The organism is Enterobacter sichuanensis (assembly GCF_009036245.1).
In the GTDB taxonomy this organism is placed as follows: Bacteria; Pseudomonadota; Gammaproteobacteria; order Enterobacterales; family Enterobacteriaceae; genus Enterobacter; species Enterobacter sichuanensis.
In genome coordinates this window covers 805,846-826,639 of the sequence record NZ_CP027986.1, presented here as the reverse complement: position 1 = coordinate 826,639, position 20,794 = coordinate 805,846, and the positions used below count along the sequence as shown (strand labels likewise).

At 56.8% G+C, this 20,794-nt stretch carries 16 protein-coding genes; 6 read left to right on the top strand and 10 right to left on the bottom strand.

Going from position 1 to position 20,794, the window contains the following annotated elements:
* Positions 1-100: 100 nt before the first annotated feature.
* Positions 101-490, top strand: coding sequence for a DUF3461 family protein (locus tag C1N69_RS03880; protein ID WP_008501916.1), 390 nt, complete (start codon positions 101-103; stop codon positions 488-490).
* A 104-nt stretch (positions 491-594) separates the two neighbouring features.
* On the opposite strand, the gene cdaR is transcribed toward C1N69_RS03880, so the two are convergent.
* The 3 genes from cdaR to dgt all read right to left on the bottom strand — a co-directional run bounded on the left by cdaR (position 595) and on the right by dgt (position 4,981).
* A complete protein-coding gene (cdaR, locus tag C1N69_RS03875) occupies positions 595-1,752 on the bottom strand; it encodes a DNA-binding transcriptional regulator CdaR (protein WP_025756814.1) in 1,158 nt (385 codons plus the stop codon).
* A gap of 146 nt (positions 1,753-1,898) precedes the next feature.
* Positions 1,899-3,335: a serine endoprotease DegP gene (gene degP, locus C1N69_RS03870; RefSeq protein ID WP_025756813.1), complete on the bottom strand. Its 1,437-nt coding sequence runs from the start codon at positions 3,333-3,335 to the stop codon at positions 1,899-1,901.
* Positions 3,336-3,466: 131 nt separating this feature from the next.
* Positions 3,467-4,981, bottom strand: coding sequence for a dGTPase (dgt, locus tag C1N69_RS03865; RefSeq protein ID WP_155030711.1), 1,515 nt, complete (start codon positions 4,979-4,981; stop codon positions 3,467-3,469).
* Positions 4,982-5,063: 82 nt separating this feature from the next.
* Between dgt and mtnN the strand changes: the two genes are divergently transcribed.
* The 4 genes from mtnN to C1N69_RS03845 all read left to right on the top strand — a co-directional run bounded on the left by mtnN (position 5,064) and on the right by C1N69_RS03845 (position 8,484).
* Positions 5,064-5,762 (top strand): 5'-methylthioadenosine/S-adenosylhomocysteine nucleosidase, encoded by a 699-nt coding sequence (gene mtnN, locus C1N69_RS03860; protein ID WP_025756811.1) that lies wholly within the window; start codon positions 5,064-5,066, stop codon positions 5,760-5,762.
* Positions 5,755-6,555: a vitamin B12 ABC transporter substrate-binding protein BtuF gene (gene btuF / locus C1N69_RS03855; protein WP_047957781.1), complete on the top strand. Its 801-nt coding sequence runs from the start codon at positions 5,755-5,757 to the stop codon at positions 6,553-6,555. Before mtnN ends, btuF begins: the two co-directional genes overlap by 8 nt.
* 21 nt (positions 6,556-6,576) lie before the next feature.
* Positions 6,577-7,194 carry a TRIC cation channel family protein gene (locus C1N69_RS03850; protein WP_025756809.1) on the top strand — a complete coding sequence of 206 codons (618 nt, stop codon included), beginning with the start codon at positions 6,577-6,579 and terminating at the stop codon, positions 7,192-7,194.
* Positions 7,195-7,341: 147 nt separating this feature from the next.
* Complete coding sequence (locus C1N69_RS03845) at positions 7,342-8,484, top strand: IS481 family transposase (RefSeq protein WP_047958346.1); 1,143 nt, start codon at positions 7,342-7,344, stop codon at positions 8,482-8,484.
* A gap of 93 nt (positions 8,485-8,577) precedes the next feature.
* Here C1N69_RS03845 and erpA read toward each other — a convergent pair whose 3' ends face one another.
* Positions 8,578-8,922, bottom strand: coding sequence for an iron-sulfur cluster insertion protein ErpA (erpA, locus tag C1N69_RS03840; protein ID WP_008501923.1), 345 nt, complete (start codon positions 8,920-8,922; stop codon positions 8,578-8,580).
* Between the two features lie 85 nt (positions 8,923-9,007).
* Entirely contained in the window at positions 9,008-10,408 is a 1,401-nt protein-coding gene (gene clcA / locus C1N69_RS03835; protein WP_155030710.1) for a H(+)/Cl(-) exchange transporter ClcA, read from the bottom strand.
* 177 nt (positions 10,409-10,585) lie between these two features.
* Between clcA and hemL the strand changes: the two genes are divergently transcribed.
* Entirely contained in the window at positions 10,586-11,866 is a 1,281-nt protein-coding gene (gene hemL / locus C1N69_RS03830; protein WP_047957779.1) for a glutamate-1-semialdehyde 2,1-aminomutase, read from the top strand.
* 93 nt (positions 11,867-11,959) lie between these two features.
* Here the strand turns inward: hemL and fhuB are convergent, their stop codons facing one another.
* The 5 genes from fhuB to mrcB all read right to left on the bottom strand — a co-directional run bounded on the left by fhuB (position 11,960) and on the right by mrcB (position 20,683).
* Positions 11,960-13,942, bottom strand: coding sequence for a Fe(3+)-hydroxamate ABC transporter permease FhuB (gene fhuB / locus C1N69_RS03825; protein WP_155030709.1), 1,983 nt, complete (start codon positions 13,940-13,942; stop codon positions 11,960-11,962).
* Positions 13,939-14,829 (bottom strand): Fe(3+)-hydroxamate ABC transporter substrate-binding protein FhuD, encoded by an 891-nt coding sequence (fhuD, locus tag C1N69_RS03820; RefSeq protein ID WP_095451921.1) that lies wholly within the window; start codon positions 14,827-14,829, stop codon positions 13,939-13,941. Before fhuD ends, fhuB begins: the two co-directional genes overlap by 4 nt.
* Positions 14,829-15,626 carry a Fe3+-hydroxamate ABC transporter ATP-binding protein FhuC gene (gene fhuC / locus C1N69_RS03815; RefSeq protein ID WP_155030708.1) on the bottom strand — a complete coding sequence of 266 codons (798 nt, stop codon included), beginning with the start codon at positions 15,624-15,626 and terminating at the stop codon, positions 14,829-14,831. The genes fhuD and fhuC overlap by 1 nt, the downstream gene beginning before the upstream one ends.
* A gap of 50 nt (positions 15,627-15,676) precedes the next feature.
* Positions 15,677-17,926, bottom strand: coding sequence for a ferrichrome porin FhuA (gene fhuA / locus C1N69_RS03810; RefSeq protein ID WP_155030707.1), 2,250 nt, complete (start codon positions 17,924-17,926; stop codon positions 15,677-15,679).
* A gap of 231 nt (positions 17,927-18,157) precedes the next feature.
* Positions 18,158-20,683 (bottom strand): bifunctional glycosyl transferase/transpeptidase, encoded by a 2,526-nt coding sequence (gene mrcB / locus C1N69_RS03805; RefSeq protein ID WP_025756802.1) that lies wholly within the window; start codon positions 20,681-20,683, stop codon positions 18,158-18,160.
* Positions 20,684-20,794 lie beyond the last annotated feature (111 nt).

Here is a 20,794-nt window from a genome sequence, read left to right as displayed (position 1 = left end):
AAAAAGCGGGGGCAACCCCGCTTTTTTTGTATCTGAGGGTGGCGAAAGTAGATTTTTTCGTTAATTATTCAAAGGTTATGTTGAGATCAAGGGTACCGCTATGTACGATAATCTGAAAAGTCTGGGCATTACCAATCCTGATGAAATTGATCGTTACAGCCTCCGTCAGGAAGCCAATAACGATATTTTGAAAATCTATTTTCACAAGGATAAAGGCGAGTTTTTCGCCAAAAGCGTGAAGTTTAAATATCCACGCCAGCGTAAGACCGTCGTTGCTGACGGCGTAGGACAGGGTTACAAAGAAGTACAGGAAATCAGCCCTAACCTGCGTTATGTGATCGATGAACTCGATCAGATCTGCCAGCGCGACCGTACTGAAGTTGATCTCAAGCGTAAGATCCTTGACGATCTGCGTCATCTGGAAAGCGTTGTCACCAACAAGATCAGCGAGATTGAAGCGGATCTTGAGAAATTAACTCGCAACAAATAAGTTGGGTGCGGCCTGATGCCCTCATCCCGGCCCTCTCCCACAGGGAGAGGGCGAAAACCATCATGTAGGCCGGGTAAGGCGAAGCCGCCACCCGGCAAAAAGCATCATCGCTGTTCATCCAGCTGCAACGCCACATACAGCAGCAACCTGTCGTCGAAATTCCCCAGATCTAACCCCGTCAGTTCCGAAATCCGGTTGAGCCGATACTCCAGGGTATTGCGGTGAATAAACAGCGCCTTCGACGTTGCCAGCGGCTGCACGTTATGACGGAACCACGCCTGTAGCGTCCGGCGCAGCAGACCGTTATTGTCCATCGCTTTCAGGCGTGCCAACGGGCGCGCCAGCTCGTTGGCCTGCCAGCCGCCGCGCAGGCTGTCGAGCAACACCGGCAACATCAAATCCTGATAGAAGTAACTACGGCTTTCCGGCATCCGCTGTTTGCCCACCATCATAGTGGTGCGTGCAGTCCGCCACGAGCGGGCGATACTGCCCGGCCCGGTAAAGTAATTCCCCAATGCAACGCGAAAACGCAGGTGACCATTCTCCTGCATACGCGCTATCAGCTGCTCCACACGACGGCGATGATCTTCCGCATCCCAGCGACCAAACTGATTAAGCGCCGGTTTGAGCACCACCATTTCCGTCAGAGAAACAATCGCCACCAGATTATTGCGTTCCGGCGTCGCCAGCGCATTTTGCAGCTGCTGCAGCTCCGCCATCGCGCTATCCACGCCAAGCTGGCCGCTATCCACCTCAATCACCGCCACCACGCGCGGCTGGTTCAGATCGATCCCCAGACGCTGCGCCCACTCACTGAGTGCAGGCGTATGCTCTTCCGCCTGAATTAGATTCATCACCAGCTCTTCGCGCAGGCGGCTGTCCTGCGCCAGCAGGTGCATCAGGCGCGACTGCTCCAGCATCATTTCAGCCGTCATACAGACCAGCTCGCCATATTTTCGCAGAGACTCCGGTTCCCCGGTCAGGCCAATAACGCCAACAATTTCCCCTTCCAGGCGCAGCGGTAAATTAATACCCTGACGAACACCATGAAGATGTTTCGCTACCGCATCGTCGATATCCACGACCCGCCCCTGGGAAAGCACCAGCAGCGCACCTTCGTGCAATTCCCCAATCCGTTCACGATCGCCGCTACCTATAATGCGCCCACGGGCATCCATTACGTTGATATTGGTATCGATGATGCGCATGGTGCGCGCCACAATATCCTGCGCCATTTTGGTATCAAGATGCCAGCCAGCCATGTAACCCTCCTGTGAGCAGAGCTCAAGCATAGGGGAGTTTCATTACGGTCGCATTGTGCAGATGCACAAAGCCGGGGAGAGAAGTATGGACTTGTGGAAAGGGTCACAGAAAAGAGAAAGCCCCTGCGTACAGGGGCTTAAGAGGATTACTGCATCAGCAGGTAAATAGAGGTGTCACCACGCTGGATATTGAGCGCCAGCACGGAAGGCTTGCTGTCGAGAATTTTGCGCAGTTCCGCGATGTTTTTCACCGGCTGCTGGTTAGCGCCCATGATCACATCTCCTTTCTTCAGGCCGATACGGGCTGCAGGTGAATTCGCTTTTACGTTATTCACTACCACGCCTTTATCTGCCCCTTTGTTGCTCATCTCTGCGCCTTCAATACCGCTGAAGATGGTGCTTGAATCAACCTGATTCTGGCTGCTCTGCTGCAGCTCCAGGCTCACGTTAACCGCCTTGCCGTCGCGCAGCAGGCCGAGGGTGACTTTACTGCCAATCGGCATGGAACCCACTTCCGCACGCAGGGCAGCAAAGCTGCTGATCGGTTTACCGTTCAGGGAGGTGATCACATCCCCCGCTTTAATACCCGCTTTTGCGGCAGAGGAGTTCGGCATCACCTGGCTGACAAATGCTCCACGCTGAGCGTCGACTTTCATTGCCTTCGCCAGTTCGGAGTTCAACTCCGTACCGAGGATACCCAGCTCACCGCGTTTCACCTGGCCATACTGCACCATCTGCGCGGTCAGGTTTTTCACCATATTACTTGGGATCGCAAAGCCGATACCGATGTTGCCGCCGTCCGGTGCCAGGATCGCGGTATTGATACCGATCAGTTCACCGTTCAGGTTCACCAGCGCGCCGCCGGAGTTACCCCGGTTGATCGCCGCATCCGTCTGGATGAAGTTTTCATAGTTTTCGGCATTAAGGCCACTGCGCCCCAGGGCAGAGACGATACCGGAGGTCACCGTTTCGCCCAGACCGAACGGGTTACCGATCGCGACGGTATAGTCACCCACGCGCAGCGCGTCGGAGTCGGCAATCTTAATCGCCGTCAGGTTTTTCGGATCCTGAATCTGGATCAGCGCGATGTCAGAGCGCGGATCTTTACCGACCACTTTAGCGTCGAATTTACGACCATCGCTGAGCTGAACTTTAATGCTGTTAGCGTTATCAACAACGTGGTTGTTGGTCACGACGTAGCCTTTCGCTGCATCAATAATGACCCCCGAGCCAAGCGCCATGAATTTCTGTTGCTGGCCGCCGCCCTGGCTGTCATCCCCCGCGCCACCGCCCTGACAGAACGGAGAGCTCTGGAAAGGTGAACCGTCCTGGCAGAACGGCGAGTTGTCGCCAAAGAACTGCTGGAAGTTACGCGGCATGCGCGGCGTATTGACGGTCGTGCTACCCTCAACGTTAATACTCACCACCGATGGCATCACTTTTTCGAGCATCGGTGCCAGGCTTGGCATCTGCTGTGCGGTTGCTGCCGACGACGCGGTCTCGGCTGCAGTAGCAGTCAGAGGAGACAGCGCTAAACCTAAACTCAGAGCCAGTGCACTCATTGCTAATGTGGTTTTTTTCATGTTTCTCAATCTCGATTTACAGGTAACGCAAAATTGCTGTGTAACTCAGATTCATTTTATACCGCTTAGTTCCGGCGATAAGTTTATGGAAAAGGTAAAAATTTATTGGCCGTCTTTACAAAACTCCGGGGTTATTCCACCGCCATGAGCTTGCGGTATTCATCCCAGGCATACAGGTCGGTCATGCCGCTGATATAGTCCTGGATAAGACGGCAGCGATAATAATATTCCATCACCGGCCATTGAGAAGAATGGCGATCCAGCTTGCTCATCGCTTCGACATACGCCAGACGATGACGGGTCGAGAGTTTCTGATAAAGTCGCGATTCGATAGGTATTCGGCGCACGCGCTCGTGTTCCACCAGCTCACTGAACTCGTCGACCGACAGCTGAAGCAACGGGGAATAAATTTCCAGTAACCCACTGATTACCCGGTAACCCTGCAGCTCTAACTGTTCAACATCCGGATGGCTGAACACATGCCGCATCGCCACATGTTTATAAAGTTCGAGCAGTTGACTGAAACTACTGTCATCTTCCAGCAGCGCATGATTGAATTCCCCGTCGAAAATCAGCGGTAAATTATCAATAAAGCGCGACGCCGCATACGGCACCAGTTTATTTAATGTATTGACCCGCAAATACATAAAGAATTGATCTTCCGTACTGCGGCTTAATGTATTTGAGCGTGATTTTTCCCAGGCATTTTCGACAACCTGCGCAAACAGCGACCCTTTTTCATGGGTCCCCCACGCCGCATAAAGATGCTGATAAAGTTCCTCGACGCTGAAGATTCTTTTCTCAACGGCGTCTTCCAGATCGGCCACGCAATAGGAAATATCATCTGCGGCTTCCATAATCCAGGCCAATGGAAAGCGGCCGTTTGGCGTCAATGAGAGTTCTTTACGCAGCCGTTCAATATAGGCCTCTTCAGAAAGGTAATAACCCGGTTTTTTCATTAAATAGCTGTGGGATGCAGGCGTCTCCCCCATCCACCATGCGGGGCGGGTATATTTCAGGATGCAGCCGACCTGGGCCCAGGTCAGGTTCATACGCATCAGTGAATGGACCAGTCGGATGCCCTGTGCGTTACCCTCGAAGTGACAGAGATCCTGGCGCACTTTACGCCGCAGATCGTTCAACCCCTCTTCCCCTTCACGCAGGCGGAGATCGCCTACGATACAGCGATCATCACTGAGGGGCTGACTGACCGCATCCGAGGGGTACAGCCGTTGTTTAAACCAGTCATTAATTGCCGCCTCACCAAAGTGACCGAAAGGCGGGTTGCCGATGTCATGCATCAGACAGGCCATCTCAACGATGCTCTCGAAAGGTCCCGTCAGTTCGTCCAGACCATAGGTTTCCAGCAAACGCTGTTCTTTCAGGCGGCTCAACACCTCTTTGGCAATATAGCGCCCCACCTGCTGCACTTCCATGGAGTGGGTCAGGCGCGTGCGCACCGCAGCGTTACGCTCAAGCGGAAACACCTGGGTCTTTTGCTGCAGACGACGGATGGCGGGCGAGTTGATGATCCGTCCGCGATCGCTTTCGAAGATACGCAGGATCTCATGTTCGCTCTTGTCGCCCTGCGGCGAACGGAAACGTCGGTGCCAGTTAATTTTGGTGCGAAAATCGATTGGTGACATGTGCTCCCCCGCCTGAGAATGCGTTTCCCCTTAACCGCATGATAGACTATGCATCTTAACAAGGCACATCGCGAGTAAATCTATGAAAATCGGCATTATTGGTGCAATGGAAGAAGAAGTTACGCTGCTGCGTGACAAAATTGAGAACCGTCAGACACTCTCTCTGGGGGGTTGTGAGATCTACACCGGCCAGCTGAACGGTGTTGACGTGGCTCTGCTGAAATCAGGCATCGGTAAAGTGGCTGCTGCGCTGGGTGCAACCCTGCTGCTTGAGCGCTGCAAGCCGGACGTGATCGTTAATACCGGCTCTGCAGGCGGCCTGGCGCCGACGCTGAAAGTGGGTGATATCGTGGTCTCCGACGAAGCGCGTTACCACGATGCAGACGTGACCGCCTTCGGCTACGAGTACGGCCAGCTCCCGGGCTGTCCGGCAGGATTCAAGGCTGACGACAAACTAATTGCCGCGGCAGAAACCTGCATTGCGGAGCTCAATCTCAACGCGGTACGCGGCCTGATTGTCAGCGGCGATGCGTTTATCAATGGCTCCGTGGGTCTGGCGAAAATTCGCCATAACTTCCCGCAGGCGGTGGCCGTTGAGATGGAAGCGACCGCGATCGCTCACGTTTGCCATAACTTCAGCGTGCCGTTCGTGGTGGTTCGCGCCATCTCAGACGTGGCTGACCAGCAGTCCCACATCAGCTTCGACGAGTTCCTTACCGTTGCGGCAAAACAGTCCACCGTGATGGTGGAACGTCTGGTGCAGACTCTGGCACGTGGCTAAACATAGCATCAGGGCGCTGGCCGCCCTGCTTCTTTTCGCACCGCTGTGGCTCTATGCGGTACCGCGTGTGATTACGCTCTCCCCCGCGAACACTGAACTGGCGTTTGCCGCCGGCATTACCCCCGTTGGCGTGAGCAGCTTTTCCGATTATCCCCCGCAAGCCGCAGGCATTGAACAGGTGGCGACCTGGCAAGGGATGAACCTTGAGCGCATCGTGGCGCTTAAACCGGATCTCGTGCTGGCCTGGCGCGGCGGCAACGCCGAGCGGCAGGTCAACCAGCTGACCTCGCTTGGCATCAGGGTGATGTGGGTTGACGCGGTGAGCATTGAACAAGTCGCGCAGGCGCTACGCGCCCTGGCTCCCTATAGCCCTACCCCCAAAAAGGCGGAAGACGCCGCCAGACAGATGCTCAGCGCCTATGCCGCGCTGAAAGCCCGCTACGACACGCCCGTGAAAAAGCGCATCTTCCTGCAGTTTGGCAGCCAGCCGCTGTTCACCACCGGAAAGGGATCGATTCAGAACCAGGTACTGGAAGTCTGTGGTGGTGAGAATATTTTTGCGGCCAGCCGCGTACCGTGGCCCCAGGTAAGCCGTGAACAGGTTCTGGCGCGCCAGCCACAGGCTATCGTCGTGGTCGGAAATGCGAGCGAGATTCCTAAAATTGAACAATTCTGGCAAAGGCAGCTAAAAATTCCGGTGATCCCGCTCAACAGCGACTGGTTTGAACGCGCCAGCCCGCGTATTATCCTCGCCGCAAAACAGCTCTGTGCCGCGCTGGCAGAGAGTCACTAACATTCGTTCGAGGATTTAACGATGCTCGTTTATTGGCTGGATATTCTTGGCACAGCCGTTTTTGCTATCTCCGGCGTCCTGCTCGCCGGAAAACTACGCATGGATCCGTTTGGCGTGCTGGTGCTGGGCGTCGTCACCGCCGTGGGAGGTGGGACTATCCGTGATATGGCGCTGGCAAATGGCCCGGTATTTTGGGTAAAAGATCCGACCGATCTGGTGGTGGCGATGGTCACCTGCCTGTTAACCATTGTGCTGGTTCGCCAGCCTCGCCGATTACCGAAATGGATACTGCCGGTACTGGATGCGGTGGGCCTGGCCGTGTTTGTCGGGATCGGCGTAAACAAGGCGTTTAATGCGGGCACCGGCCCGATGGTGGCGATCTGCATGGGTGTTTTAACCGGCGTGGGCGGCGGGATCATCCGCGACATTCTGGCGCGTGAAGTGCCAATGATCCTGCGTACTGAAATATACGCAACGGCCTGTATTGCGGGCGGCATTGTTCACGCGACCGCGTATTACACCTTTGCGATCCCACTGGAAAATGCAGCGATGCTGGGAATGGTCGTGACGCTGGTGATACGTTTAGCGGCGATACGCTGGCATCTGAAGCTGCCGACGTTTGCGCTGGATGACAGGTAAACGCAAAACGGTAACCGCAAGGTTACCGTTTTTAGTCTTTCCTCCCTCTCCCTGTGGGTGTACGGTCCGGGGACATAGTGAACGCTTGTTCGGGGACATGGTAGACACTTACAACTAAGGCATAAGAACCCGTTTATGGAGTCGCTTATGCCCTGGGATGCGAGAGATACCATGTCATTACGTACCGAGTTTGTTTTGTTCGCCTCGCAGGACGGGGCGAACATCCGTTCCCTCTGCCGTCGCTTCGGCATTTCACCTGCCACCGGCTACAAGTGGCTTCGTCGCTGGGCGGAGGAAGGGGCCTCCGGCCTTCAGGACCGCCCGCGCATACCGCACCATTCCCCGAACCGCTCATCTGACGACATCACTGCCCTGCTGCGCATGGCCCATGACCGTCATCAACGCTGGGGAGCCCGCAAGATTAAGCGCTGGCTGGAAGACCAGGGGCACACCATGCCCGCCTTCAGCACCGTTCATACCCTGATGGCCCGTCACGGCCTGCTGCCGGGCACTTCACCGGGCATTCCCGCCACGGGACGGTTCGAACATGACGCGCCCAACCGGCTCTGGCAGATGGATTTTAAGGGCCACTTTCCCTTTGGCGGTGGCCGCTGCCATCCGCTCACTTTGCTGGACGACCACTCCCGTTTTTCCCTGTGCCTGGTGCACTGTAACGATGAACGTCGTGAGACCGTGCAGCAGCAGCTGGTCAGCGTGTTTGAACGCTACGGCCTGCCGGACAGGATGACGATGGATAACGGCTCACCGTGGGGAGACACCACCGGCACCTGGACGGCACTGGAGCTGTGGCTTATGCGCCAGGGTATCCGGGTGGGGCACTCCCGGCCGTATCATCCGCAGACGCAGGGCAAGCTGGAGCGTTTTCACCGCAGCCTGAAGGCGGAAGTGCTGCAGGGGAAGTGGTTCGCGGACAGCGGTGAACTGCAGCGCGCCTTCGACCACTGGCGGACGGTCTATAACCTTGAACGCCCGCATGAGGCGCTGGATATGGCGGTACCGGGCTCGCGGTATCAGCCGTCATCGCGACGGTACAGCGGCAACACAACGCCCCCGGAATACGACGAGGGCGTGATGGTCAGGAAAGTGGATATCAGCGGAAAGCTGAGCGTGAAAGGGGTAAGTCTGAGCGCGGGTAAAGCGTTCAGGGGAGAGCGGGTCGGACTGAAGGAGACGCAGGAGGATGGCTGCTATGAAGTGTGGTGGTACAGCACGAAAGTGGGGGTGATCGACCTGAAGAAAAAGTCGATCACCATGGGTAAAGGATGTTAAAAAGTGTTCACCATGTCCCCGAACACCTGTCTACCATGTCCCCGGACTGTACAGTGGGAGAGGGCCGGGGTGAGAGAATCAGCCCGCACCCTCTTAAATACTGAACGAAGAACCACACCCGCAGGTGCTTGTCGCATTCGGGTTGGTCACCACAAAGCGCGAACCTTCCAGACCTTCGGTATAATCCACCGAACCGCCCACCAGATATTGCAGGCTCATCGGGTCAACCACCAGTGCGACACCCTGTTTCTCGATAGTCATATCGCCATCGTTGACCTGATCGTCAAAGGTAAAACCATACTGGAAGCCGCTGCAGCCGCCACCGGTAATATAGACACGCAGTTTCAGATCCGGATTGTCTTCGTCGGCAATCAGGGTTTTCACTTTGTTGGCTGCTGCTTCGGTAAATTCCAGCGGCACAGCTACATCATCACTCATCTTATGCTCCCATGAATACTGCTACTGCTATTGGGTAAAATTCACCCAATTCTTTGTGTCATTATCTAATACCCTGGTAATTCATTCAAGTATTCTGCGTTGCGGCCCGTTCAGCCTCTTGCTTTGCCAGGGTACGCGCAAGAAGGGTGGAGTATAGCGGTTTTCCACCCAAGAATTGGGCTAATAGTGTCGCGCCGAGACAGGTAATGATCATTGGCAAAATGAGCTGGTAATTGTCCGTCATCTCCAGCACCAGCACGATCCCGGTCAACGGCGCACGCAGGGACGCCGCCAGCAGCGCCCCCATTCCGGCAATCGCAAAGGTGCCAGCTTCCAGATGGTATGCCGGAAAACCGGACTCGGCCGCCATGCCAAAGGCAGTGCCGAGCAGCGTTCCCAGCGCCAGCATCGGGGCGAATATCCCGCCGGGCGCACCGGAGGAAAAACAGAGCACCGTGGTGATGACACGGGAGATAAACATAAACAGCAGCAGGCCCACGCTGAAGTTCCCCGCAGCCGCAATCGGGATCAGCCCGAACCCGCCGCCGGCGGCGTTCGGTTCAATAAAGCCGAGCACCCCGCACATCCCGCCCAGCAGGCCGCCCATGAGAACCCATTTGGTTGTATTCCCACCATGAATACGCTGGAACATATCCTGAGCGCGTAAAATAAAGATATTAAACAGCGGGCCCACCACGCCAAAAATCATGCCGAGGATCAGGTAAAGCCACAGCGTATTCACCGGCGCATTGGTCAGTTTCCCCACTTCTATCACCGGGCTTTCGCCATTAAAAATGCGAAAAACAATGCTCGACATAATGACGCCGGTAAAGACCGCTTTTATGGAGATCAGGTTGTAGCGGAACTGGGCGCGCATCTCTTCAATGATGAACAAAATCCCCGCCAGCGGCGCATTGAACGCGGCTGAAAGCCCCGCTGCCGCACCGGTGGCCAGCAGCGTATGGCGCGCTTCCGCGCTGCGCATCCGAAACAGGTCCCCTACCATACGCCCGACGTTCCCGCCCAGCTGTACGGTCGGTCCCTCACGTCCCAGCACCATCCCCGCACCGAGGGTTCCCATACCACCGATAAATTTCACTGGGATCACCCGCCACCAGCGCACCGGGCGTAACTCCTCCAGCGCACCTTCAATTTCCGGGATGCCCGAGCCCCCCGCCTCCTGCGCAAATTTGCGCACCAGAAAATAGCCCACCATGGCAAACAGCGCAGAGAGCCAGAATGCCCCAGCCCAGACCAGCCAGGGGTTATCGGCGAAACCGGCTACGGTTCCCACTCGCCAGTTGAGGACGGCATTCACCGCTTTTTCAAACGCCACACCAACCAGACCCGCGAGGGTACCCACCACGGCAGCGGCGAGCAGGATTGCCAGCGGCGTTTTATCGCGATTAATCAGCCGCCGGATGCTGATACGGTGTTGGGCACGTCTGAACTGCTGTTCTTCGAAAGTGGGGAGGTCTGCTTTCATTACCGTTTCTTTTCGTCATACAAATAGCCGCAGGGATTTTACCAGAGTGCGTCGCATCTTCCCGTGAAAAATACTTAACAATTGTTTAGCCGTGAAAACGGGCAAAAATTTCATTACCTTTCGCGGATCACTTAGAATAGTGTGCTTAATCATTTTATACGAACCAGGAACGACGCCATGAGCAAGTCTGAAAACCTCTACAGTGCAGCCCGCGAGCTTATTCCGGGTGGCGTGAACTCACCTGTGCGCGCCTTTACCGGCGTGGGCGGTACGCCGCTGTTTATCGAACGTGCTGACGGCGCGTATCTGTATGATGTCGATGGCAAAGCCTATATCGATTATGTCGGCTCCTGGGGCCCGATGGTGCTGGGCCACAACCACCCGGCTATCCGTAACGCGGTGATCGAAGCCGCACAGCGCGGCCTGAGCTTCGGTGCGCCAACCGAGATGGAAGTGAAAATGGCGGAGCTGGTCACCGAGCTGGTGCCCACCATGGACATGGTGCGTATGGTGAACTCCGGTACCGAAGCGACCATGAGCGCCATCCGCCTGGCGCGTGGCTTCACTGGCCGCGATAAGATCGTCAAATTTGAAGGCTGTTACCATGGTCATGCGGACTGCCTGCTGGTGAAAGCGGGCTCCGGCGCGCTGACCCTCGGCCAGCCAAACTCTCCTGGCGTACCGGCAGATTTCGCCAAACATACTCTGACCTGCACCTACAACGATCTGGCTTCCGTTCGCGCGGCGTTCGAGCAGTATCCGCAGGAGATCGCCTGCATTATCGTTGAGCCTGTTGCGGGTAACATGAACTGCATCCCACCGCAGCCTGATTTCCTGCCTGGCCTGCGTGCCCTGTGCGATGAATTTGGCGCCCTGCTGATCATCGACGAAGTGATGACCGGCTTCCGCGTAGCGCTGGCGGGTGCCCAGTCTTATTATGGCGTTGAGCCAGACCTGACCTGTCTTGGCAAAATCATCGGCGGCGGCATGCCGGTCGGGGCATTTGGTGGGCGTAAGGATGTCATGGAAGCCCTGGCACCAACCGGCCCGGTCTACCAGGCAGGCACGCTCTCCGGTAACCCGATTGCGATGGCGGCAGGTTTTGCCTGCCTGAGCGAAGTGGCTCAACCGGGGGTTCATGAAACCCTGACTGAGCTGACCACGCAGCTGGCAAACGGACTGCTTGACGCGGCAGAGGAAGCCGGTATTCCGCTGGTTGTGAACCACGTGGGCGGCATGTTCGGGATTTTCTTCACCGATGCGAAAACCGTGACCTGCTATCAGGACGTGGTGAAATGCGACGTCGAACGCTTCAAGCGCTTCTTCCACCTGATGCTGGAAGAAGGCGTCTACCTGGCGCCGTCAGCGTTCGAAGCGGGCTTTATGTCCGTGGCGCACAGCGAAGAAGATATCAATAACACCATCGACGCGGCGCGTAAGGTGTTTGCGAAGCTTTAAGATGTGCGGCTTGATGCCCTCACCCCAACCCTCTTCCACGGGGAGAGGGAGCAAACACTAAAACGGCAATCTAAGGATTGCCGTTTACTTTTATTACCGACTCTGCTTTCTCAACAGATAAATAAAATACGGCGCACCTATGAAGGTCGACAGCAGACCCGCCGGGATCTGATACGGGAACAGCACCATTCTTCCGCACCAGTCCGCAAACACCAGCATGACCCCACCCGTGAGGGCAGACATCACAATATGCGGCATCGTCCGGCGGAATCCCATCATTCTCGCAATATGCGGCGCCATTAATCCCACAAAACTCAGCGGTCCGATCGTCATGGTTGCCGTCGCCGTCAGGCACGCCGCCAGCAGCAGCAGAGCAACACGCGCTGGCGTCAGCGCCATGCCCACCGCACGCGCGGTTTCACCGCCGAGCGGCAGAATAGTCATCCAGCGACGGCACAGCGGCACCATCGCCAGCAGCACGATCATCACGATCCCGGACCAGACAACCTGGCTGCCGGTAGCACCGTACGTTGAGCCGGAAATCCAGGTCAGGATCTTCGCCATACGCGGGTCACCGCTCGCCTGCAGCATCATCAGCAGCATCGTAAACGCGGTGCTGAGCGCCATCCCGGCCAGCAACATTCGGTGCGGAGAAAATCCGCCGCGACCGGCAGCAATGAGGATAATCATCAGCGTGGCCGCCGCACCGAGACTACCGGCAGGCATCAGCCAGGCAAACGCATTGCCCGGCACAAAGAACAGCATCAGCACCACGCCAAAGGCGGCGCCAGAGCTGATCCCGAGCACTTCCGGGCTTGCCATCGGGTTGCCGGTCAGACGCTGAATGATACACCCCGCTACCGCCAGCATCACGCCGGCGATCAGCGCAGCAAAGATACGCGGCCAGCGCCACTGCAGCAACTCATTAAGCAAGTCGCCCGTTGCCCAGTGCCAGCCCGCTGCATCGCGCCCGAAAGCGAGCGCAGTAAACGAGGCGATAACCAGCACCGCCAGACCGGCAAGGCTAAACCACAGCACCGACTGACGCTCAGCAGAGACTTTATCGCCCGCATCCATCGCCGGCGTGCTCATGCTGCGCAGACGCGGCAGCAGCCAAAGCAGAAGCGGCGCACCGATAAGCGCCGTGACCGACCCGGTAGAGACTTCCCGCCACACCCGCGCCAGCCAGAGAATCAGCTGATCGGAAAGCCAGAGGATCAGCGCCCCAATCAGCGAGGCCAGCAGCAGACGCGCCAGCAAACGACGCGCCCCGAGCATTTTCGCCAGCAGCGGGGCAAACAGGCCGATAAACCCGATGATGCCAACCGCGTTCACCAGCAGGGCACTCAATACAATCGCCAGCGTCAATGCAGCCAGGCGGGCCAGCGACAGCGCCAGCCCCAGATTACGCGCCACGCCATCATCCAGTCCCATCAGCGTCAGAGGACGCAGGAGCAACAGCGTCAGTACGGTGCCGCCGGCCAGCTGTGGCCACAGGCGCTGCACGACGCTCCAGTCGGTCTGGGTGAGCGTGCCGGTACTCCACAGGAACATGCTTTGCAGCCGATCGTGGTGGAACAGCACCAGCAGCTGGTTAATCGCCCCACAATAGAGGCTCACCACCAGCCCGGCCAGAATCAGCGTCACGGGGGAAAGGCGTTTGCCCCAGGCCACGCCAAAGACCAGCGCCCCCACCACGCACGCCCCCGCGAGTGCGGCAAACTGCGAAGCCAGCGCCCCCGGCAGGGACCACAGCGTGATGACCGTGATCCCAAGCTGCGCGCCGGTCGCGACGCCGAGCGTCGTGGGCTCCGCCAGTGGATTACGTAAAACCTGCTGGAACAGAACACCCACCAGCCCCAAACCGGCACCCACCAGGAGCGAGATCGCCAGACGCGGCAGCAGACTGTAGTGGAACAGCATCTGCTGAATGTTATCGATATCCGGTGCGGCCAGCGCGCCGCCCCACTGTCCACGCGGCAGCGCTGCCGAGAGGTTGAACCAGGTTAATCCCAGCGCGGCGAGGAAAAGTACGGCCAAAAGCAACACCGGGAAGCGGGCGATACGCTTGCTCATGCCTTACCTCCCAGCGCGTGATCCAGCACCCGGGCAAAGTGCATGGCTGACAGCGTCGCGCCGTAGAACCAGACCGCCGGAGCGCGCTGGAAGCGCTGCTCACGCACAAACGGCATCGCCTGCCACAGCGGTGTCGCCATCAGCGTCTGCATGTCACGTTCGTTCCCGTGGTCAAAACAGAGCACATCCACATCACGAAACGCCGCCAGGCGGTCGATACCCACGGCAGTGCTGCCCCAGAACGTCATCTCCCCTTCCCAGGCATTACGGATGCCAAAACTGTCGAGCACTTCCTGGAACAGGCAGTTTTTACCAAAGACCAGCATATGGCGGGCATCCAGCAGCGTCACCATCAGCAGCGGGCGATCGCCCCGGTGCGCAAAACGCGGTTTTAACGTAGCTATCAGGTCATCAAATTCCTGAAGATGCTGTTTGGCCTCGGCCTCGCGGTTGAGGAAATGCGCCATCTCGTTAATCGAGTTTTTCGCCACGCTCAACGGTTTTTTACCGTCGCTGAATGCGAATCCGCGTCCTGGCGCAATGCGTGCCATGACTTCTTCTGATGGACCGTAGCCCGCCGACCAGAACAGGAATGACGGTTTCATTTGGGTGAGCAGCTCAAGGTTTGGTTCGGTACGCAGGCCGACGTCGATCACTGAGTCCGGCAGTTTCGGCTCATTCACCCACAGGGTGTAATTGGGAATATCCGCCACGCCGTAGGGCGTAACGCCGAGCGCCATCATCAGCTCGACCGGCAGCCACTCCAGGGCCACAATGCGGTGCGGATCGACGGCGGCAGCGCGCGCCGGCGTCATTTTTAACAGCAGCGGTGAGAGCGCCATCGCCGTCAGCAGGCGGCGGCGGCTGATAAGTATGTTATTCAGCATCAGTATACAAAGCTCACCGGCGCAGCCCCGGCCGGGTGAGGCAGAATCCCCATCGGAATACCGTAAATACTTTCCAGCGTTTCACTGCGCATCAGCTCGGACGGCGAGCCCTGTGCAATCATCTCGCCACCACGTAGCGCGACAAGGTAGTCACAATAACGCGCGGCCATATTGATATCATGCAGGACCGCAATCACCGTCAGACCCCGCTGCTGACTTAAGCGATGCACCAGCGCCAGCACATCGACCTGGTGGGCAATATCCAGCGCGGAGGTCGGCTCGTCGAGCAGCAGGCAGCGGCTGTCCTGCGCCACCAGCATCGCAATCCATGCGCGCTGACGCTCTCCGCCGGAGAGGCTATCCACCAGCCGGTGCGCCAGCGGTTTTAGTCCCACCAGCGCAATCGCCTCTTCCACTTTCTCCCTGTCGGCGACGCCGAAGCGCCCCAGCGCGCCATGCCAGGGATAACGCCCAATGGCCACCAGCTCGCGTACCGTCATCCCTTCCGCCTGCGGCAGCTGCTGCGGCAGATAGGCCACTTTACGCGCGAAGGCTTTACTGCTCCAGCTCTCCAGCGGTTGGTTGTCCAGCAGAATGTCGCCTTCTGAAGGCGGCTGATGACGGCCCAGCATTTTGAGCAGTGTGGATTTACCGGAGCCGTTGTGACCAATCAGGCCCGTGACTTTACCAGCCGGAAACGTCAGAGAGAGCGGATGCAGCAGCGTGCGTCCGGGTACGCGAAAGGAGAGATGGTTGAGCGTAAAGGTGGTGTCGGGTTGCGTTTGATTATCCTGCATATCAGCCAACTTAAATAAAAAGGGCACGGCGAACCGTGCCCAAAGAGCGGTTAGAAGCGGAAGGTCGCGGTGGCAACAACCTGACGTTCAGCACCCCAGAAGCAACCGTAGGTGTTGAAGCAGCTGGCAACGTACTCACGATCGAACAGGTTATTCACGTGCAGCGCCACGTTCGAACCAGCCATACCAACGCGAGCCAGATCGTATCGGACCAGCGCATCGACGACGGTATAACTGCCCACTTTGAAGGAGTTCGCCGCATCGCCATAGCTTGAACCGGTATAACGCACGCCGGTACCCAACGTCAGGCCGGAAAGCGCGCCATCAAAGAGGGTGTAATCCCCCCACAACGATGCCATATGTTTCGGTACCTGTGCAGGCGTGTTGCCTTTGTAATTGGTATCGGTGGTGTATTCCGCATCGGTGTAGGTATAGGAGCCAACAACGTTAACGCTCGCAGACAGCGCAGCTTTCGCTTCCAGCTCTACGCCACGGGCACGGATTTCACCGCCCTCAACCGAGAAGATGGAGCCCGCCGGATCCGCCATCAGGTTGTTGGTTTTGGTTAACTGGTACAACGCACCGGTGACGACAATCGGACGATCGTCCGGAACGTATTTCACGCCCGCTTCGTACTGCTTGCCTTTAGACGGAGAGAAGAGTTTACCCTGAGCATCAGTCTGCGAAGCCGGTTCAAACGATTCGCTGTAGCTAAAGTACGGGGTTACGCCGTTATCAAACAGGTAGTTAACACCGCCACGCCAGGTAAACTGGGTATCATCACGTTTGGACGTGGTTTTGAACACACGGTTATAGGACTCCTGATCGGCCCAGTCATAACGGCCGCCCAACGTGACCAGCACTTTATCCCACTGCGCCTGATCCTGAACATAAAGACCGGTCTGTTTCTGGCGGTTCAGGACCTGGTAAGGACCTGAGTTAGCCGGATCTTTTGCACCGAAATCAAAATCGCTGTTCACAGGATGATAAAGATCCAGCAGCGGAACCGAGTCGTCATAACCGAACCAGGAGTTGATGTCATTCCGCATGCGCATAAAGTCAACGCCGGTCAGCAGAATGTGATCCACCTCGCCAGTAGCGAATTTGCTTTGCAGCTGGGTATCAACGGTGAAGTTCTGCAGTTTTTCATTATCGACAACGTATTTACGCGCCAGATAATGCCCTTTATCAGCAGGGGACAGCGCCGCACACTGTTTGTTGCCTGCATTCGCCGGATCGGTGCAGACGCCATAACCGTAAACACTGTTTTGCGAGGTTTTATTCTCGGCAAAGCGCAGGTTCTGGCGCACGGTAAAGGTATCGTTGAATTCGTGGTCGAAGCTATATCCCACCATTTTCTGGTTACGGGAATAGGTATTGTTCTTCGCGCCTTCGTTGAAGTCAGTCGGCAGACGATCGCCGTTTGGCAACGGATTGACCGTCCCCTCTTTCGGTAACCAGCCGTAGTAACCCGTTTCAGGCTCGTTCTGGAAATAAGAGAGGAACGTAAAGGTCGTCTTCTCATCCGGACGCCAGGAGAAAGATGGCGCGATGGCATAACGCTGCTCTTCTGCACGCACCTGCTGAGCGTTATTAGAGCGCGCTACACCCGTTAAGCGATAAGAGTAAACGCCGTCGTCGTCGATGGCATCACTAAAATCAAACCCGGTCTGGAACAGGCTATCCGTACCTACTTTGAACTGGATCTCTTTCAGCGGCTCGGTGGTTGGGCGCTTACTTACCATATTCAGCAAGCCACCAGGGCTGCTTTTGCCATACAGAACGGAAACCGGACCGCGCATGATCTCGGCGCGCTCCAGCATATAAGGGTCAATCACCGCGTCGTTATAGAAATTCCCCTGCATTTTCATGCCATCGAGGTAGTTATTTTGTGTCTGACCATCGGCCGCAAAGCCACGGATAATCAAATAGTCATAGGTGTTGGATGCACCACGGGTGCCTACCGCAACGCCTGGCGTGTAACTCAGAGCTTCTTTAACCGAGCGCGGCTGATGCAGCGCCATCTCTTCAGCTGTTACTACAGAAATTGACTGTGGTACCTTTTGGATGGGGGTATCCGTTTTGGTCCCGGTCGCGGATTGTCTCGCTGCGATGGTTGCAGCAGGCCCCCAGGCACTTTCCTGTGCCGCTGGTGCTGCGGTTACCGTAATGGTTTCTTCTTTTTTAGGGGTTTCGGCAGCATGAGTATAAGCCGACATGCCGGCAACCGCTGTGGCTACAACGACCGCGATTTTACGCAGCGACGTATTTATTGGCTGAGCAGTATTGGAAAGCGCCATGGTGTATCTCTGATGGAAAAGTGAATGATAACGTAAACGAGAATTATTATTATGACCGCAGCATAATAGGCGAAACGTTGGCTGCAAAGCAAGCAGTACGCGGCCCTACGAGAATTAAGGGTTTAAGAAATAACCAGGAGAAAATGAAGGGTTAATCAGTATTAAAAAGAGGGTTAAAAAAATGGGGGGAATGGGTAAAAAAATCCCCCCTTGCGGGGGGACCTGAGGCGGTTAATTACCGCCGAACATATCTTTAATCCAGCCTGCGACACCGTCGCTGTCTTTCTTCTCATTCTGCTGCTGCGGCTGTTGCTGCTGCGGCTGCTGTGGCTGAGAAGACTGCTCAAACGGGTTACCGGTTGGCTGTTCTGGCTGGCTTTGCTGGCACAGCGAGTCCGGGTTTGTGGTCCAGACGGGTAGCGTGCGCATCCCGCCGCCGCAGACGAAGTTACCGGAGCTGTCCACGCCCATATCGACGATGTCTTCCGGCGCAACCAGGTTCAGCGGAACCGGAGACTGATTAGCCAGATAACGCTGGTAAATCGACATCGCCCCGCTCGCACCGTACAGCTTGGTCGGCTGGTTATTATCGCGGCCTACCCAGGTGATCACCACTTCACGCCCGTCAATACCGGCGAACCAGGTATCAACGTTGTTGTTGGTAGTCCCGGTTTTACCCGCCAGATGCAGACCCGGATACTTCGCCCCCAGCTGACGCCCGGTGCCACGCTGCACAACCTGCTGCATCGTCCACAGCGTCATATAGGCAGCCTGAGCAGGAACGGCACGCTCCGCCTGCGGGAAGCTCTGATACAGTACGGAGCCATCCTCGGCAATCACCGAACGCAGCGCTGACAGCGGTGCACGGTTACCGCCGCTGGCAATGGTCTGGAACGCCTGCGCCACTTCGATCGGCGTCAGGTTAAGCGCACCGAGGATCATCGCAGGCACCGGGTGCAGCTGATCTTTCGACACGCCGAGTTTCTGCCAGGTGTCGACAATGGCCGGCAGGCCCAGCGACATCCCCAGATTGACCGTTGGCACGTTCATGGAGCGCGTTAACGCATCCACCAGCATCACCTGGCCGCTGAACTGTTTATCATCGTTCTGCGGTGACCAGACCTGGCCGTTAGGCTGACGCAGGGAGATCGGCGCATCCGCAATCCAGGTATTCAGGCGATACTGATTTGGCTGACTCAGGGCAGTGAGATAGGTCGCCGGTTTTGCCAGAGAACCGATCGAACGACGCGCCTGCATGGCACGGTTGTAACCCGCAAACTGCGGCTCAGCCCCGCCCACCATCGCGCGAACTTCACCGCTGTTACGGTCAACCACCACCATCGCGGTTTCAAGATCGGAGAGCTTACGCTGTTTCTTCAGTGCCGGAATGCCTTCCACCGCCGCTTTTTCTGCCGCATCCTGCGCCACGGAGTCGAAGGTGGTGAAGATCTTCACGCCGGAAAGATCTTTCACTTTATCACCCAGCTTGCTCTGCAGCTCCTGACGCACCAGCTGCATAAACGCCGGCTGAGGCGAGATCACCCCACCGCGCGGCTGAACGCCCAGCGGACGCGCGCTCAGCATGTCGTACAGCTCCTGGTCAATCACCTGCTGTTGTTGCAGCAGACGCAGTACCAGGTTACGACGTTCCAGCGCCAGTTTTGGGTTACGCCATGGGTTGTAGATGGACGCCCCTTTCACCATGCCCACCAGCAGCGCCTGCTGGTCCAGACTTAGCTCTTCGACCGGACGACCAAAGTAATACAGACTCGCCAGCGGGAAGCCGCGGATTTCGTTATCGCCGCTCTGACCGAGGTACACCTCGTTCATGTACAGCTCAAGGATACGATCCTTGCTGTAGCGCGCATCCATCAGCACGGCCATGTACGCTTCGTTAGCTTTACGCCAGTAAGAGCGTTCGCTGGAGAGGAACAAGTTCTTGACCAGCTGCTGAGTAAGCGTACTTGCCCCCTGCACGGTACGCCCCGCAGTGAGGTTAGCCAGAACCGCACGGCCAATCGAGTAGAGGCTGATGCCATCGTGCTCGTAGAAGTGACGGTCTTCGGTTGCCAGCAGGGTGTCCACCAGCAGATCCGGGAAGCCGTTACGCGCCACAAACAGACGCTGTTCGCCGTTTGCTGATGAGAGCATGGTGATCAGACGGGGATCGAGACGGAAGAAACCGAACTGACGGTTGTTATCCATGTTCTCAATGGTATCCAGACGATCGCCGTCAAAGGTCAGACGCGCGCGCACCTGCCCCTCTTTGCTGTCCGGGAAGTCAAACGGACGGCGGATCATCTCAATGCTGTTTGCCTGCACGGTAAATTCGCCAGGCCGCGTCATTTTCGATACCTGGCGATACTGCGTGGCTTCCAGCAGTTTTACCATCTCGTTCTTACTGATGGACATATCCGGCTCAAGGTTCACCATACGGCCATACACCGCCGCAGGTAACTGCCAGACTTTACCGTCGATACGGCTGCGGATCTTCTGATCCAGATACACGCCGTAGATCGCCATCAGCACAACAAAAACAATAAACAGCTTCAGCAGCAGCCAGAACCAGCCGCGTTTGCCCCGAGGCTTACGCCCTTTGCCTTTTCCTTTGCGCGGCATCGGTTCTTCATCCTCATAATCGTCTTCATAGTCATCGTCATAGTCCTCATCTCTGAGGCGACGACGGCTTACCTTTTCTTTCGCCGGACGCGTTGGTCTTCCCTTACGTCCTATTGGCTCGCGGTCATTCCCCGCCATGCTTTTTCTCCGCAACTTTCAGGCGCAAAGGCCCGATTCTCTTTTCTTCCACCGGTCTGTGAAAGAAGAAATCTCTCAAAATAAACAGCAAGACTTTCTTATCAAGAAAGT